This is a genomic window from Cytobacillus sp. MT66 (assembly GCF_058792595.1).
In genome coordinates, this window is record NZ_JBXAFB010000009.1 from 168,339 (window position 1) to 183,568 (window position 15,230).

Consider the following 15,230-nt stretch of genomic DNA (forward strand, 5'->3'; position numbering starts at 1 on the left):
GCTATAATAATAAAGATCTTATTTTGAAGTTGGTGAATATATGAAATATGATGTGGTTGTTATAGGCGGCGGACCCTCTGGTTTAATGGCTGCCATTGGAGCAGCGGAGAACCGTGCCAGGGTGCTGCTCATAGATAAAGGAAATAAGCTAGGCAGAAAGCTCGCCATATCTGGCGGGGGAAGATGCAATGTCACCAATAGGCTTCCCATTGATGAAATCATTAAGCATATTCCTGGAAATGGCCGCTTTCTTTACAGTGCTTTTTCCATTTTTAATAACGAAGATATTATATCTTTCTTTGAAAGCCTGGGCATACAGCTTAAGGAGGAGGATCATGGGCGGATGTTTCCTGTCACCGACAAAGCACAGTCTGTCGTTGATGCCCTTCTATCCAGACTTGCCCAATTGAATGTTGATTTAAAAACGAATTGCCCTGTGGCGGATGTTCATTATGAAAATGGCAAAGTCAGGGCAGTTGAATTGAAGAATGGTGAAACCATTGATGCAGCATCGGTTGTCATTGCTGTTGGCGGGAAATCCGTCCCTCATACCGGCTCAACTGGCGATGGATATGCATGGGCAGAAAAAGCTGGCCATACGGTCACGGAATTATTTCCTACAGAAGTTCCTGTTACCTCTGCTGAACCTTTTATTAAAGAAAAGACTCTGCAGGGACTCTCCCTAAGAGCGGTGGAACTCAGTGTGCTCAACCCAAAAGGAAAAGCAGTTATCGCCCATCGCATGGATATGATCTTCACACATTTTGGCATTAGTGGACCTGCAGTACTGCGTTGCAGCCAGTTCGTTGTCAAAGCGATGAAAAAATGGAACCTTCAAGAGGTTATGGTGCGGATTGATGCCCTTCCTGACCAAAAAGAAGAGCCGTTATATCAGGAGATAACAGCAAAACTAAAAGCAGAGCCCAAGAAAAGCATAAAAAATGTTTTAAAGGGCTTTATCCCAGAAAGATATCTTCTTTTTTTGCTTGAAAAAAGCGATATCGATCCTACCGCACAGGGGGCTGCCATTTCAAATGAAAAAATAAGAGTCTTTGCCCATCTATGCAAAGGATTTGAGTTTGCAGTCAATGGAACACTCCCACTGGAAAAAGCCTTTGTTACTGGGGGAGGCGTTTCTGTCAAAGAAATCGATCCTAAGACAATGGCATCTAAGTTTATGGACGGGCTGTTTTTCTGTGGAGAAGTGCTTGATATCCATGGGTATACAGGCGGATATAATATTACCTCTGCACTAGTTACCGGCAGACTGGCAGGAACCAATGCAGCTTTAAGTGTACAATAGCAGCGAGCCTGAGTTTTCCTCAGGCTCGATAAATAATCATTGCTGAAAAACAGTAAATCTGTTCTTCATCATCCTCATTCATTGCCGCAATGTTGTACTTAATATCAATCAGCTTTTTTTCCTCAATGCGCTGCAGAAATCGGTTCATCTCCAACTCAAGATCCTTCTCATGCTCCTTATCAAACAACTTAACCTGGATCAACTCCGGCACCTTCCTCACAATTTCCACCTTTGCCATCATCATTGACAGAATAATCAATATTTATTCTTGTTATTTTGTTTCGCCCTTCCATTCCATCATGCCGCCAGTCATGTTGCGGACTTTGTAGCCTTGTTCATGCATGTAGTGGCATACATTGGTGCTTCTGCCCCCAGAGCGGCAAATAAATATGTATTCCTTATCTTTGTCAAAATAGTCCAAGTTCTGGGGAATTTGCATCATTGGAATATGCTTAGCCCCTGGAATCATGCCATGTGCCACTTCCTCATCTTCCCTTACATCTACAAGAGCAAGTTTTTCTCCAGCGGCCAATTTTTTTTCTAATTCTTCCGTTGTAATTTCTGGGATTTCCATTAAAGACTTCCTTTCTTTCATATCATTAGGTTGCTACACCTATATTAAAAAACATCCTCCAAAAACGCAATTTTGGAGGATGTTTATTTAGGCTTAGGATGTTGGCTTAATTCGCTACAATATTAACTAATTTGCCTGGAACGGCAATAACTTTTCTAATTGTTTTACCATCAATTTGTTCTTTGACTTTTACATCATCCATAGCAATCTTTTCAAGCGCATCCTTTTGGGCATCAGATGGAACGCGAAGCTTTGCCTTTACCTTGCCATTGATTTGAATAACGATTTCAACTTCATCATCCACAAGCTTTGCTTCATCAAATGCTGGCCAAGATTCGTAGGCAATGGATTCACTAGCCCCAAGTTTTTCCCAAAGCTCCTCTGCTACGTGCGGAGTGATTGGAGAAAGAAGCTTTACAAATCCTTCCATAAAATGCTTCGGAAGCACGTCTGCTTTATAGGCTTCATTGATAAAGACCATCATTTGCGAAATCGCTGTATTAAAGCGCAAGCCCTCGTAATCTTCTGTAACCTTTTTCACTGTTTGGTGGTATACCTTTTCAAGGGCGTTTGCTTCCTCTGTATCCTTAATTTTGCCATTTAAGCTGCCATCTTCATCCATGAACAGACGCCATACGCGGTCAAGGAATCTTCTTGAACCATCTAGACCATTTGTTGACCAGGCAATAGACGCATCAAGCGGTCCCATGAACATTTCATACAAACGAAGTGTATCAGCTCCATGACTTTCAATAATATCATCAGGATTAACAACATTTCCTTTTGATTTACTCATTTTTTCATTGCCTTCACCCAGAATCATTCCCTGGTTGAAAAGTTTTTGGAACGGCTCCTTCGTTGGCACCACACCAATATCATATAAGAATTTATGCCAAAAGCGCGCATATAAAAGGTGAAGTACAGCGTGCTCGGCCCCTCCAATATAAATATCTACCGGAGTCCACTCTTTTAATTTTTCAGGATCAGCCAATGCTTCATGATTGTGCGGATCTATAAAACGCAAGAAGTACCAGCAGCTTCCAGCCCATTGCGGCATGGTGTTTGTTTCTCTGCGGCCTTTTTTGCCTGTTTCTGGGTCAACGATATTCACCCAATCTTCAATGTTGGCTAACGGTGACTCACCTGTTCCTGAAGGCTTAATATCCTGTGTCTTTGGAAGAAGCAATGGAAGCTGGTCATCTGGAACAGCTGTCATCGTACCGTCCTCCCAATGGATAATCGGAATTGGTTCACCCCAGTAGCGCTGGCGGCTAAATAGCCAGTCACGAAGGCGATAAGTAATTTTCTTCGTGCCAACTCCTTTTTCCTCAAGCCAGGCAATCATCTTTGAAATAGCCTCTTCTTTATTTAGTCCGTTAAGGAAATCTGAATTAACATGTTCCCCGTCGCCTGTATACGCTTCTTCATCTACATTACCGCCGGCAACGACTTCAACAATTGGAAGACCAAACTTCTTGGCAAATTCATGGTCGCGCTCATCATGGCCAGGAACAGCCATAATGGCACCAGTTCCGTAGCTTGCTAATACATAGTCAGCAATCCAAATCGGCATATTTTCGCCGTTTACAGGATTGATGGCATAGGCTCCAGTAAAGACACCAGTCTTTTCTTTTGCCAAATCCGTTCTTTCCAAATCGCTCTTTTTCTGAACCTCATCAAGATAAGCATCAACAGCACTGCGCTGCTCATCCGTTGTGATCTTATCTACTAGCTTATGTTCTGGTGCAAGCACGGCATAAGTCGCGCCGAATAACGTATCTGGACGGGTAGTAAACACGGTAAAGGTACCTTCATGACCTTCAATTTGGAAAGTTACTTCCGCACCTTCAGATCGTCCAATCCAGTTGCGTTGCATTTCTTTTAAGCTTTCCGGCCAGTCTAATAGCTCAAGGTCTTCAAGAAGCCTGTCAGCATATTCAGTAATTTTAAGCACCCACTGCCTCATTGGCTTCCGAATCACCGGATGGCCGCCTCGCTCACTTTTTCCATCAATGACTTCTTCGTTGGCTAGAACCGTGCCAAGTGCAGGACACCAGTTCACCGCAACTTCGTCAATATAAGCAAGACCTTTTTCATATAGCTTTAAGAAAATCCATTGGGTCCATTTGTAATAGTTCGGATCTGTTGTATTAATTTCCCGATCCCAATCATAAGAAAAACCTAATGCCTTAATTTGCCGGCGGAAGGTATTAATATTCTTTTCTGTAAATTCCGCAGGATCATTGCCTGTATCTAATGCATATTGCTCGGCAGGAAGTCCAAATGCATCCCATCCCATTGGGTGAAGAACATTATAGCCTTGCATCCGTTTCATACGGGAAAGGATGTCTGTTGCTGTATATCCTTCTGGATGGCCAACGTGAAGCCCCGCGCCTGATGGATATGGAAACATATCTAACGCATAAAATTTACGCTTGCTTTTATCTTCAGTTGTTTTAAATGTTTTATTTTCTTCCCAGTAGGCTTGCCATTTCTTTTCAATCTGCTGATGATTGAAACTCATTTTTCTTTTCCTCCTAAACCGAATATTCGTTCGCTAAAAAACTAAAAAACTCTCGCCCCAATAAGGGACGAGAGGATTATGTAGAACTCCCGCGGTACCACCCACATTAGTGACAGAGTCACTCACTTCATTCATCCTTAACGCGGACCACGGCAAGCATTACTAATATATTTATTCACACCTGCAGCTCAAAGGCGAGTTCATGGCCAGCCTGGTTGACTTGCACCATCCGTCAACTCTCTAGATTCGAGGCACCATACCATTACTGCTCCTTATCAACGCTAAATATAATAATTATTTTAGTGCTATTGTATATAATTTCCCATCAAGATGCAAGTATGCTCATCTTAACGGGAAATATGCGTTAGGTCATTTGTTTACCCATTATATGTACCTGGGCGGAAATGGTGAAACATTTTGATACAATAACTTACTTTCAAGATGCAGTATCTTTTTTATTTATTTTGGCTAAAAAGATACTAGGAAAGGAGTGTTTAGCTTGAAGGGTATTTATTTAATTCCCGCAAATGATCAGCTTGATAGGCACAAATGTGCGGCCATATCATATATGCAGGAAAACCATATTGAGCCGGTTAAGCTTAATCCGCATCAATTAAATGACTACTACACCATTCCCCATGCGCTTTTGTATGACCTAAAAAAAACACGGACCCATATCCAGTATCTTCTGATCCCATCTGAAGACCTCATTGAGGATTTCATCAATGCATATCCGGCGAGATGGCTCATTCTAAAAAGCTTCTTTACAGAAGTCGTTTTTTTAGATAAGAAAAAACCTGCAAGTTCTGCAGGTTAGGAAGCATGTGCATAAGTCTTTATTTGCTTTAATTTTTTATCATAGAGGACGGTTGTTACCATCGAGATAGCAAGCAGAATAATGATAATTACAAAAAGCATAGAAACTCCGTATATATCAACGAGAAGGCCTCCTAAAAGCGGACCGATCATCCGGCCGCCTGTTGCCATGCTGTTAACAATGCCCTGGTAAAAGCCTTCTCTTCCTTTCGGCGCCAATACGTTTGCAATTGTCGGCACAGCAGGCCATACGAGCATTTCACCTATCGTTAAGACAACCATTCCTGCAAAAAAGGCTGAAAACTCCTGTGCACCTGATGCAATAATAAATGAAACAATAAAGATTAAAATACCGATATTAATTTGTGTTTTTAATGATTTAATATGCTTCACAAGCATATTAACAACCGGCTGTCCTAAAACGATGAGAGCGCCATTAATCGCCCAAAGGAAGCTATACTGCCTTAATGAAATATTCAATTCCTGCGTGAAGGAAGCAATGGTTGTCTGCCACTGAACATAGCCAACCCAGCATAGACTATAGCCCGCACATAATATAAGCAAAGCATAAAGCCTTGTGTAATTTTTTATAACAGGAGCACTTTTTAAAGCTGGACTTTGCACAGCAGCAGCTGTTTGTATTCCTTTATATCCGAACAATGCGATTCCAAGAAAAATCACATACATAATCGTGTTAGCAATAAAGATCCATTCAAAAGAAAAAGAGGCAACATAGCCGCCAAGAGCTGCTCCAATCGCCACACCTAAATTCTGTGAGACATACAGGGCATTAAATGCTTTCCTGCCCCCTTCTTTCCAAACCGAGCCTGCCATCGCGTACATCGATGGGAAAATCATTCCTGAGCCATAGCCTAAGATGGTTAAAAAGACCACATATCCCGGCCAGCCATTCCAAAAAATTAATCCGCACACGGCAAACAGAGAGATGATCGCACCTAGCAAAATCGACTTATAGCCGCCAATTTTATCAAAAAAGTATCCTCCGCTTAAATTGCCCAATACACTTGCCCCAGAGTTTAACATGAGGACAATCCCCGCCATGGATAACGACCTGCCCAAATGATCATGAATGTATATCGTATTTAATGGCCATAAAAAAGAAGAGCCTGTCACATTCACCGCCATCCCAATAATTAAAAGCCATAAAGCACGCGGCATGAAAAACCCTCCTTCAAACATCCATTTAATTGTTTTTATTTCGAATGCCAAAGTAAATTTTATGTCTTTTTCACTGCCCTTGCAATCAAAAATCACCGGTTTTCACATACACGGAATTTTCTTTTTAATTGGTCAGGCAGGCAATAAAAGAGCCCTCCAAAAGGAGGGCTCAAAGGGCTCAAACTTACTCTGGATGAAATTTAGATTTGACCTTTTGTCCGCCGCTTTTTTCATACTTCTTCTTTGCGGCTTTAACAACATCATATTCCTGGCCAAATTCTACATCGTTGCTGTTATGCTGATTGCGTGTTTTTTGTTCCGGGTTATTTTGCTTGGATCGTTTTTTAACCAATATTCTCTCTCCTTAGGTCGGGTTAATGGTCATTTGATTCTGCAGCTGCTGCAGCTGCAGTCTCATGCGATGCAATCTTTCCCTCTGCTGGGCATTGGCGCTAAGGGCCATTTTTGCCAGATCATTATAGGCCTCTTCTAATGATTGCATGGCATCTGTATATCCCCCTGCATTATAATGCTCTTGCATGCTTGATGTTTCGAGCTGCTCGTTTGCATATTCAATAGCTTTTTCACACTGCTGGATGAGATTATCCATAGATTCCCTAGTTGCCATGTGATTCCCCTCCTGATCAAGAATGGGTCTTATCAGAAGCAATTGCGCTTCATTCCTTAGTTTGTTCATTTTGCTTTTTCCTATAGAAAAAAGTTATTGGCAAGTTTGGATGAAACATTTACATTTGGAATACGGGGAATCTTCGTGATAAGATTATGTTTGTTATGTATAGCAGTTTTTGAAAATTTCACTTTGAGAAATGTCTAGCTCCGGGCGCCAGCGGCGAGACGACTTCCGCCCACCTCCCTACGATAAGTCAACATCGAATCGCTACCGCTCTTCGTGTTTCCTTTATCTCAGTCGGAGGGCTCCAGTCCATACGCCGCTAAGCGGGCGCCCTGCGCTTTTCTAATAAGGAGGTATCTGATTTGCATCAGAACAACCCTTTTCCATTTGCGTCCGATGATAAGCGGTATCACACATGGAATTACCATTTAAGAAACCAATTTGGCCACAAGGTATTTAAGGTCGCTATTGATGGAGGCTTTGACTGCCCAAACCGGGACGGCACTGTTGCTTTTGGCGGCTGTACTTTTTGCAGTGCTGCCGGATCAGGCGATTTCGCCGGGAACCGGGCAGATGACCTTGTGAAACAATTTAATGATATAAAAGAAAAAATGCATCATAAATGGAAAGACGGCAAATATATGGCTTATTTCCAGGCGTTCACCAATACACATGCACCCGTAGACGTCCTTAGAGAAAAATATGAAACTGTCCTGAAACAGGAAGGTGTTGTTGCACTTTCTATTGCGACCAGACCTGACTGTCTTCCAGATGATGTTGTTGAATATTTAGCAGAGCTTAATGAACGGACCTACCTATGGGTGGAGCTAGGTTTGCAGACGGTACATGAAAAAACGGCGCGAATTATCAACAGGGCCCATGATTATCCAAGTTATGTTGAAGGTGTAAACAAGCTAAGAAAGCATGGAATCCGTGTTTGCTCCCATATAATTAACGGCCTTCCGCTAGAAACACCTGAAATGATGATGGAGACTGCCAAGGAAGTGGCCAAGCTGGATGTACAAGGGATAAAAATCCACCTTCTGCATCTCTTAAAAGGAACACCGATGGTGAAGCAATTTGAAAAAGGAATGCTTCAATTTCTGTCCTTTGAAGAGTATGTCAAACTCGTTTGCGACCAGCTGGAAATTCTTCCTCCAGAAATGATCATTCACCGAATTACTGGTGACGGCCCCATTGATTTGATGGTTGGTCCAATGTGGAGTGTAAATAAGTGGGAGGTTCTTAACGCCATTGATGATGAATTAAAGCGAAGAGGCAGCTGGCAAGGTAAGTATTTCCAAAGGTCTCCAGCAGAGGTAAGTATATGACACTTGATGGAATTCTCCCATTTGCCCGGAACCTGCTTGGAAAAGCTGCCTCAAATGGGGATATTGCCGTTGATGCTACCATGGGAAACGGACATGATACCTTATTTCTAGCTAATCTTGTTGGCTCAACTGGTATGGTGTACGCTTTCGATGTCCAGCCGGATGCGGTTTTAAACACGAAAAAACGCCTCGAAGAACATTCGCTTTTAGATAGAGCAGCTCTTTTTCATAAAGGTCATGAGCAGCTTCATTCATGTATTCCTAAAGGTCATCATGGAAAAATATCAGCAGCTATATTTAATTTAGGCTATTTGCCTGGCAGTGATAAAACAGTTGTGACAAAGCCTGATACAACCATCGAAGCAATCAGCCAGCTGCTGCCCATTATGGCACAAGGCGGGCTTATTGTACTAGTCATTTATCATGGACATGAAGAAGGAAAGATTGAACGAGATCACCTTCTGAATTATGTTGCCCAATTAGATCAGAAGGATGTACATGTTCTTAAATATCAATTTATTAATCAAAAGAATAGCCCGCCATTTATTATTGCAATTGAAAAAAGATGAACAAGGTTTTCCGCCTTGCTCATCTTTTTTATCGATTCCACGCTGTTATAGCTGATACAAGGCTTTGCGGTACCCATTTTTGCAAGCCGCGGTAGGCCCTGCCATTTAAATAGAAGAAAAAGCTAATAAACCCGCCTGTTTTAATGACGTCCCTCGCCAGCCTTTTTACATTTCTCTGCTTGCGGACCTTTTCATCTGATAAATAAAGACCGAGCAGCCCTCGATTGATTAGCTGATGAAAGCGTTTATGAGGCAGCCCCTGGGTATGCTTGTCCGCTTCTTCGACAAAATGTTTTAACCTGCGAAAAAGCTTCTCCTCGCTTTCATAATAAAAACAGAAATTTAAATCCCCGCCAGCACGGTCTTCCTCTTGGTCAATTAAATAATCAAGCAGAATATGCAGGCCCTGTATGTATGGAAAATAGCCTTTGCGAATTTTTTCTGCGTATTCCAGCTGAAAGTCATCTCTTAACGCATAGGAGATCAGGCAAAAAATTCCCAATGTTGAACCAGAACAGGCTGAAAACTCATACCATTCCATTTCTGGAATCTTTCCTTTATATTTCGAGTACCATTCTTGAAGCCTTGGAACCCTCTCTTCCACTCTGACATGCTTATGTACCTGCAAATCACAATAATACCTGCATAACTCAAGCAAGTATTCCTTAATGCCTGAATAGACCTTAATTTCCGTTAAGACCTCCCGGCAGACGGCGGATAATTCATTTAAATAGCCGCCGTCCTCCTGTTCCATCCGCAGCCGATAGTAGTTCTTCGGCATAGCGTCTGTTGATAAAGCATCTGACATGGACTCATGAAGGGCAGTAAAATCTTCGGGGTCAAGTGAAGTGCTCCGGTCACATAAATTATCCAAATAATCGCTGATTGTCTGATAGGCCACAATAAATTTAATAGCTGCAGCATATTTTTCTTTTGCCATTAAAGACATAATTGCTCCGCCCTCACAATGAAAGGTTTTATGTTTAATGCTGGCGAGTGCTTGTTTTCTCAATTCAGGATCTGGAATTTCTCCCGCTCTTTTTTTCCAGTAACTTAATTCCTTATGGACCTCTGGCAGCACTTTTCGATAAACACTAGACATTAAACTGACAGGCATTGAAGGAACACCCATATTACCGCACCTCCCTATCCTATAAAGCTAGGTTTGCTTATTACTCAATATAATACCCAATCGTTTTTAATTGGCTGATGACAAAATCCTTTGCATACTCAAAAATGTCTTCCCTTTCCGGTTCATTGAAGATTTCATGATAGCATTTCGGCCATTCTTTAAACCTTTTTTCGGACAAAGGGACAAGATTAAACCATTCATTGACGGTTTTTTTATTAACAATTAAATCCTCGCCGCCCTGCATGACCAGCATCGGGATATTTTGTGTTTTATCAAGATCTTCAAAAGCCAGTTTCATCGCTGTTATTAGTTCCCTGTACCACCTGACTGAAACCTTAGTCACATAAAGCGTATCATTTAAATCTGCTTCGCGCACATCATCATTGCGTGTAGCCATCTCAACAGTCAGTCCTGAATCCACTCTTATGGCGGGAGCAACGATATTTAATACATGTGAGATCAGATCCATTGGCTTGGACGGTTTTTTCATTAATCCTAGGCATGGGGAGGATAAAATGACTCCGGATATATTCAGGCTTTCTAATTGCATCAGACGTACAGAAATTAAACCGCCCATGCTATGGCCTAAAAGAAAGACAGGCAAATTAAACTGATAGGCAGCTTGAATCCAGTCCTTCACCTCATGGATATATTCATCAAAAGAATCGATATGCCCTCTATTGGATCTTGTTGTCATCCCTTGACCCGGAAGATCACCCATAATGATATGAAAGCCTGCTAAACGCCACATTTCAATCAGCCAGCCATATCTGCGATGATGCTCCATCGCACCGTGGACCATGACAATGACAGCTTTTGCTTCTCCTTCAGCTTCCCATTTCCACATAATCTTCCTCCTAAAACCTAAAGTTGAAACAAATCCTTATTATAAAGTATATCTTAGTAGGATTATTTCATCATAATTTAATCTTGAAAAAAAGCAATTTTTCCTATTTAAAAAGACATTATGCTAAAATCAAATAAAACAGATGGGAGTGCATGTGATGATTTATCCATATAAAGGTGAAAATCCAAAAATTTCCAAATCTGCTTTTATTGCAGATTTCACAACCATCACCGGAGATGTTGAAATTGGTGATGAATCCAGCGTTTGGTTCAACAGTGTGATTAGAGGGGATGTAGCCCCAACTATTATTGGAAAGAAGGTAAATATCCAGGATAATTCCGTCCTCCACCAAAGCCCTAACAATCCTCTTATTCTAGAAGACGAGGTCTCTGTTGGCCATCAGGTTATCCTGCATAGCTGCATTGTACGAAAAAAAGCCCTTATCGGCATGGGATCAATCATCCTTGACCGAGCAGAAATTGGGGAAGGTGCATTCATTGGTGCTGGAAGCTTAGTCCCGCAGGGGAAAAAAATCCCGCCTAACACCCTTGCTTTCGGCAGACCAGCCAAAGTCATCCGCGAACTTACACCTGAGGATATTAAAGAAATGGAGCGCGTCAATCGGGAATATGCGGAGAAGGCCCAATATTATAAAAGTTTACAAACAGAAAAATAAAATGCTAAAAAAGCGAGAGATACATAAAGTACTCTCGCTTTTAATATTTCTATTATAATGCTCCCTTAAGAAGTTCAGCTTTATCTGTGCGCTCCCATGGAAGATCAATATCTGTCCGTCCGAAATGTCCATAAGCAGCTGTTTGCTTATAGATTGGGCGGCGAAGATTCAGCATATTAATAATTCCTGCTGGACGAAGATCAAAATGTTTGCGGACAAGATCAACAAGTACATCTTCTTCTACGTTTCCTGTTCCAAAAGTATCAATGGAAATGGAAACAGGCTGGGCAACACCAATCGCATAGGCAAGCTGCACTTCTACACGATCCGCTAAGCCGGCTGCAACAATATTCTTTGCAACATAGCGTGCAGCATAGGCAGCTGAGCGGTCAACCTTTGTTGGATCCTTTCCGGAGAAAGCGCCGCCGCCATGACGAGCATAGCCGCCGTAAGTGTCAACAATGATTTTACGTCCTGTTAAGCCGGCATCCCCTTGAGGTCCTCCGATAACAAAGCGTCCTGTAGGATTGATAAAATACTTTGTATTGTCATCAATAAGTTCTTTTGGAACAACAGGATTAATCACGTGCTCTTTAATATTTCTCTGAATTTGCTCCAGGGAAATTTCCGGATGATGCTGAGTAGAAATAACGATGGTATCAATTCTGACAGGCTGATTATTTTCATCATATTCTACGGTTACCTGTGTCTTTCCATCTGGACGAAGGTATGGAAGAATATCCTCTTTGCGAACCTCTGTCAAACGGCGTGACAGCTTATGTGCCAAAGAAATAGGCAATGGCATAAGCTCCTTGGTTTCGTTGCACGCATAACCGAACATTAATCCTTGGTCTCCTGCCCCAATTGCTTCGATCTCTTCATCGCTCATTTGGCCTTCACGTGCTTCTAAAGCCTTATCAACACCCATAGCAATGTCTGGTGACTGTTCGTCAATAGAAGTTAATACCGCACATGTTTCAGAATCAAATCCATATTTCGCACGAGTATAGCCGATTTCTTTTACCGTTTCACGAACAATTTTTGGAATATCTACATATGTAGAAGTAGTGATTTCGCCCGAAACCAGCACCAATCCCGTAGTGACTGAAGTTTCCGCAGCAACACGGGCATTTGCATCCTTAGCTAGTATTGCATCTAAAATGGCATCAGAGATTTGGTCACAAATTTTATCGGGATGACCTTCAGTAACTGATTCAGAAGTAAACAAACGACGTTTTGTTGACACCTGATTTCCTCCTTAATATATATAAATATCAATTTGATACGGAACTCATTCCCTAATTAGTATGAAATTAACGAAGGGTTTTTATTACTAGAAAAGCGGAAGCGCCTTGGTCAGCCCCGATTAATGTTCGCAGGCTATGAACGCCACGTCCTGTGGCAACGCCTGCATGACCCGCATCCTGCGGGCCCTAAGACAAGACGACAGGAAGGTTGCTCTTTAACCTTCATGACGGCTTGGCTTATGACTCGAGGGGCTAGGCGCTGAAGCTGGACAATTTTAAAAGTAGAAAAAATATTCCCCTCTTTGCATCAAAAAAACCTTTTCATTGTGAAAAGGTTGAAGTCAAAACGATTCGCGCCTTTCACTCTTATCGTTCAAGGAATCCTGTCCTTGCAGCAGGTTAGCACCTTTGCTTAAAAAAACCTAAGCAGGTTGCTGGGCTTCATTGGGCCTGTCCCTCCGCCAGCTCGGGATAAGAGAGTATCCGTTCAAGGTAAAATCATAACGTATCGCCTAAAAAGATGTCAATAAAATCTTTATGAAATTTTAGTTTTTTCTTTTATATAAATAAGTTACTCCCAGTTGTTTCCTAGTATCGTGCTAATTATTATGGTACATTAATTAACGTAATTGAGCTGATTCATGTCTTATATTAGCCTTATAAGGCTAATGAAATTTTTTCAAGAAAAATTCAATTATTAGTATAGATTAATTATCCCAATGTGTTATACTATTTATACGAAAACGGTATCAAAAAATAATTTTGGAAAAAGGAAGGTATTTATTCCATGAATTCTGTTAGCATCCCAAATAAATTAACTGAATTATTAAAAGGGAATAATATTCAAATTCAACTATCTGTTCCTCAGCTTGTGGAAAAGGTATTAAATCGTAAAGAGGGATCATTGACTTCAACCGGCGCTGTTTGTGCAACAACCGGTAAATATACAGGACGTTCACCTAAAGATAAATATATTGTGGAAGAAGCAGCTTCTAAGGATAAAATTGATTGGGGAAGCGTGAATCGGCCAATATCTGAAGACACCTTTTCCAAGCTTTATGATAAAGTGGTCGACTACTTAAAAGAACAGGAAGAGGTATTCGTTTTCAAGGGATTTGCAGGCGCAGACAAAAAACATCGCCTCGCTATTCAGGTTATTAACGAGTATGCATGGCATAATCTATTTTCCCATCAGCTTTTCATTCGTCCAACTGATGAAGAATTATTAGAGCACACACCAGAATTCACTGTGATTTCAGCACCTAACTTTAAAGCAGATCCAAAAGTGGATGGAACTGCTTCTGAAACATTTATCATCATTTCCTTTGAACGCCGTACGGTACTTATTGGCGGTACTGAATACGCCGGAGAAATTAAGAAATCTATTTTCTCTGTCATGAACTATCTTCTTCCTGAGAATGGCATTCTGCCAATGCACTGTTCAGCAAACGTAGGACTTGAAGGGGATGTAGCTTTATTCTTCGGTCTATCCGGAACAGGTAAGACAACATTATCAGCAGATCCAAACCGCCGTTTAATCGGAGATGACGAACACGGCTGGTCTCCGAACGGTGTTTTCAATATTGAAGGCGGCTGCTATGCAAAATGCATCAATCTTTCACGTGAAAAAGAGCCGCAAATTTTCGATGCTATCCGCTTTGGCGCTGTTTTAGAAAATGTAGTAATAAACACTGAATCACGTCTGGCTGATTATGATGACAGCACACTGACAGAAAATACGCGTGCGGCATATCCGATTCAAGCTATTGATAATATCGTAGATCCTAGTGTCGCCGGACAGCCGAATACTATTGTATTCCTGACTGCAGATGCTTTTGGCGTACTGCCTCCAATTGCAAAATTATCTAAAGAGCAGGCTATGTATCATTTCTTAAGCGGCTATACATCAAAGCTGGCAGGCACAGAGCGTGGTATTACTTCACCTGAAGCAACATTCTCTACATGCTTTGGTTCTCCATTCTTGCCGCTTCCTGCAACAGAGTATGCGGAAATGCTCGGCAAGAAAATTGATGAGCATAATGCGAAGGTGTTCCTTGTTAATACAGGATGGACCGGAGGAGAATACGGTGTTGGAAACCGCATGAAGCTTCCATATACTCGCGCAATGATTCAGTCTGCATTAGAAGGCGAATTAAACAATGTTGAGACAATAAAAGATGAAATTTTCGGCCTCGATATTCCATTGCATGTTCCAGGTGTTCCTGATGAAGTGCTTCAGCCAAACAAAACTTGGGCAGACCAGGATGCTTATGTATCAAAAGCACAAGAATTAGCAGGGAAGTTCCGCGAGAATTTCAAAAAGTTTACTAATGTTTCTAAAGAGATTATTGAAAAAGGCGGACCATCCGCTTAATCCCATTGTAAAAAAGGAATTGCC

General features: G+C 41.5%; 15 protein-coding genes, 1 riboswitch and 1 other annotated feature. Of the genes, 6 read left to right on the forward strand and 9 right to left on the reverse strand.

Annotated elements, in window-relative coordinates:
- Nucleotides 1-40: 40 nt before the first annotated feature.
- The gene (locus AC1Q59_RS17000; protein ID WP_492367036.1) at nucleotides 41-1,303 is read left to right on the forward strand and encodes a BaiN/RdsA family NAD(P)/FAD-dependent oxidoreductase; all 1,263 of its coding nucleotides are present in this window, start codon (nucleotides 41-43) and stop codon (nucleotides 1,301-1,303) included.
- 19 nt (nucleotides 1,304-1,322) lie between these two features.
- On the opposite strand, the gene AC1Q59_RS17005 is transcribed toward AC1Q59_RS17000, so the two are convergent.
- From AC1Q59_RS17005 to leuS, 3 genes are all read right to left on the reverse strand, one after another.
- Nucleotides 1,323-1,505, reverse strand: a complete 183-nt coding sequence (locus AC1Q59_RS17005) for a sporulation protein Cse60 (RefSeq protein WP_492367088.1) — start codon at nucleotides 1,503-1,505, stop codon at nucleotides 1,323-1,325.
- A 69-nt stretch (nucleotides 1,506-1,574) separates the two neighbouring features.
- Entirely contained in the window at nucleotides 1,575-1,877 is a 303-nt protein-coding gene (locus AC1Q59_RS17010) for a rhodanese-like domain-containing protein (protein ID WP_492367037.1), read from the reverse strand.
- 106 nt (nucleotides 1,878-1,983) lie between these two features.
- Nucleotides 1,984-4,401, reverse strand: coding sequence for a leucine--tRNA ligase (leuS, locus tag AC1Q59_RS17015; protein ID WP_492367038.1), 2,418 nt, complete (start codon nucleotides 4,399-4,401; stop codon nucleotides 1,984-1,986).
- Nucleotides 4,402-4,461: 60 nt separating this feature from the next.
- Nucleotides 4,462-4,689, reverse strand: a binding site (T-box leader).
- Nucleotides 4,690-4,900: 211 nt separating this feature from the next.
- On the opposite strand from leuS, the gene AC1Q59_RS17020 reads away from it, so the two are divergent.
- Nucleotides 4,901-5,218 carry a hypothetical protein gene (locus tag AC1Q59_RS17020; RefSeq protein ID WP_492367039.1) on the forward strand — a complete coding sequence of 106 codons (318 nt, stop codon included), beginning with the start codon at nucleotides 4,901-4,903 and terminating at the stop codon, nucleotides 5,216-5,218.
- On the opposite strand, the gene AC1Q59_RS17025 is transcribed toward AC1Q59_RS17020, so the two are convergent.
- From AC1Q59_RS17025 to AC1Q59_RS17035, 3 genes are all read right to left on the reverse strand, one after another.
- Nucleotides 5,215-6,396 carry an MDR family MFS transporter gene (locus tag AC1Q59_RS17025; RefSeq protein WP_492367040.1) on the reverse strand — a complete coding sequence of 394 codons (1,182 nt, stop codon included), beginning with the start codon at nucleotides 6,394-6,396 and terminating at the stop codon, nucleotides 5,215-5,217. The two genes, AC1Q59_RS17020 and AC1Q59_RS17025, sit on opposite strands and share 4 nt — an antisense overlap.
- Before the next feature lie 184 nt (nucleotides 6,397-6,580).
- Complete coding sequence (locus tag AC1Q59_RS17030) at nucleotides 6,581-6,748, reverse strand: glycogen biosynthesis protein GlgD (RefSeq protein WP_492367041.1); 168 nt, start codon at nucleotides 6,746-6,748, stop codon at nucleotides 6,581-6,583.
- 12 nt (nucleotides 6,749-6,760) lie between these two features.
- Nucleotides 6,761-7,024 (reverse strand): YtzC family protein, encoded by a 264-nt coding sequence (locus AC1Q59_RS17035; protein WP_492367042.1) that lies wholly within the window; start codon nucleotides 7,022-7,024, stop codon nucleotides 6,761-6,763.
- 368 nt (nucleotides 7,025-7,392) lie between these two features.
- Here AC1Q59_RS17035 and mnmL point away from each other — a divergent pair, with 368 nt between their 5' ends.
- Together mnmL and mnmM are read left to right on the forward strand one after the other, a co-directional pair.
- Nucleotides 7,393-8,361 (forward strand): tRNA modification radical SAM protein MnmL/YtqA, encoded by a 969-nt coding sequence (gene mnmL, locus AC1Q59_RS17040; RefSeq protein ID WP_492367043.1) that lies wholly within the window; start codon nucleotides 7,393-7,395, stop codon nucleotides 8,359-8,361.
- The gene (gene mnmM / locus AC1Q59_RS17045) at nucleotides 8,358-8,930 is read left to right on the forward strand and encodes a tRNA 5-(aminomethyl)-2-thiouridylate-methyltransferase MnmM (RefSeq protein WP_492367044.1); all 573 of its coding nucleotides are present in this window, start codon (nucleotides 8,358-8,360) and stop codon (nucleotides 8,928-8,930) included. The genes mnmL and mnmM overlap by 4 nt, the downstream gene beginning before the upstream one ends.
- A 28-nt stretch (nucleotides 8,931-8,958) precedes the next feature.
- Here the strand turns inward: mnmM and AC1Q59_RS17050 are convergent, their stop codons facing one another.
- Together AC1Q59_RS17050 and AC1Q59_RS17055 are read right to left on the reverse strand one after the other, a co-directional pair.
- Complete coding sequence (locus AC1Q59_RS17050) at nucleotides 8,959-10,062, reverse strand: tetraprenyl-beta-curcumene synthase family protein (RefSeq protein ID WP_492367045.1); 1,104 nt, start codon at nucleotides 10,060-10,062, stop codon at nucleotides 8,959-8,961.
- A gap of 40 nt (nucleotides 10,063-10,102) precedes the next feature.
- Nucleotides 10,103-10,909 carry an alpha/beta fold hydrolase gene (locus tag AC1Q59_RS17055; protein WP_492367046.1) on the reverse strand — a complete coding sequence of 269 codons (807 nt, stop codon included), beginning with the start codon at nucleotides 10,907-10,909 and terminating at the stop codon, nucleotides 10,103-10,105.
- Nucleotides 10,910-11,066: 157 nt separating this feature from the next.
- Here AC1Q59_RS17055 and AC1Q59_RS17060 point away from each other — a divergent pair, with 157 nt between their 5' ends.
- Nucleotides 11,067-11,585 (forward strand): gamma carbonic anhydrase, encoded by a 519-nt coding sequence (locus tag AC1Q59_RS17060; protein WP_492367047.1) that lies wholly within the window; start codon nucleotides 11,067-11,069, stop codon nucleotides 11,583-11,585.
- Between the two features lie 52 nt (nucleotides 11,586-11,637).
- On the opposite strand, the gene metK is transcribed toward AC1Q59_RS17060, so the two are convergent.
- Complete coding sequence (gene metK, locus AC1Q59_RS17065; protein WP_492367048.1) at nucleotides 11,638-12,831, reverse strand: methionine adenosyltransferase; 1,194 nt, start codon at nucleotides 12,829-12,831, stop codon at nucleotides 11,638-11,640.
- A 364-nt stretch (nucleotides 12,832-13,195) separates the two neighbouring features.
- Nucleotides 13,196-13,310: riboswitch (SAM riboswitch) on the reverse strand.
- A 309-nt stretch (nucleotides 13,311-13,619) separates the two neighbouring features.
- On the opposite strand from metK, the gene pckA reads away from it, so the two are divergent.
- Entirely contained in the window at nucleotides 13,620-15,206 is a 1,587-nt protein-coding gene (gene pckA / locus AC1Q59_RS17070; protein WP_492367049.1) for a phosphoenolpyruvate carboxykinase (ATP), read from the forward strand.
- The last annotated feature ends 24 nt before the right edge of the window (nucleotides 15,207-15,230 follow it).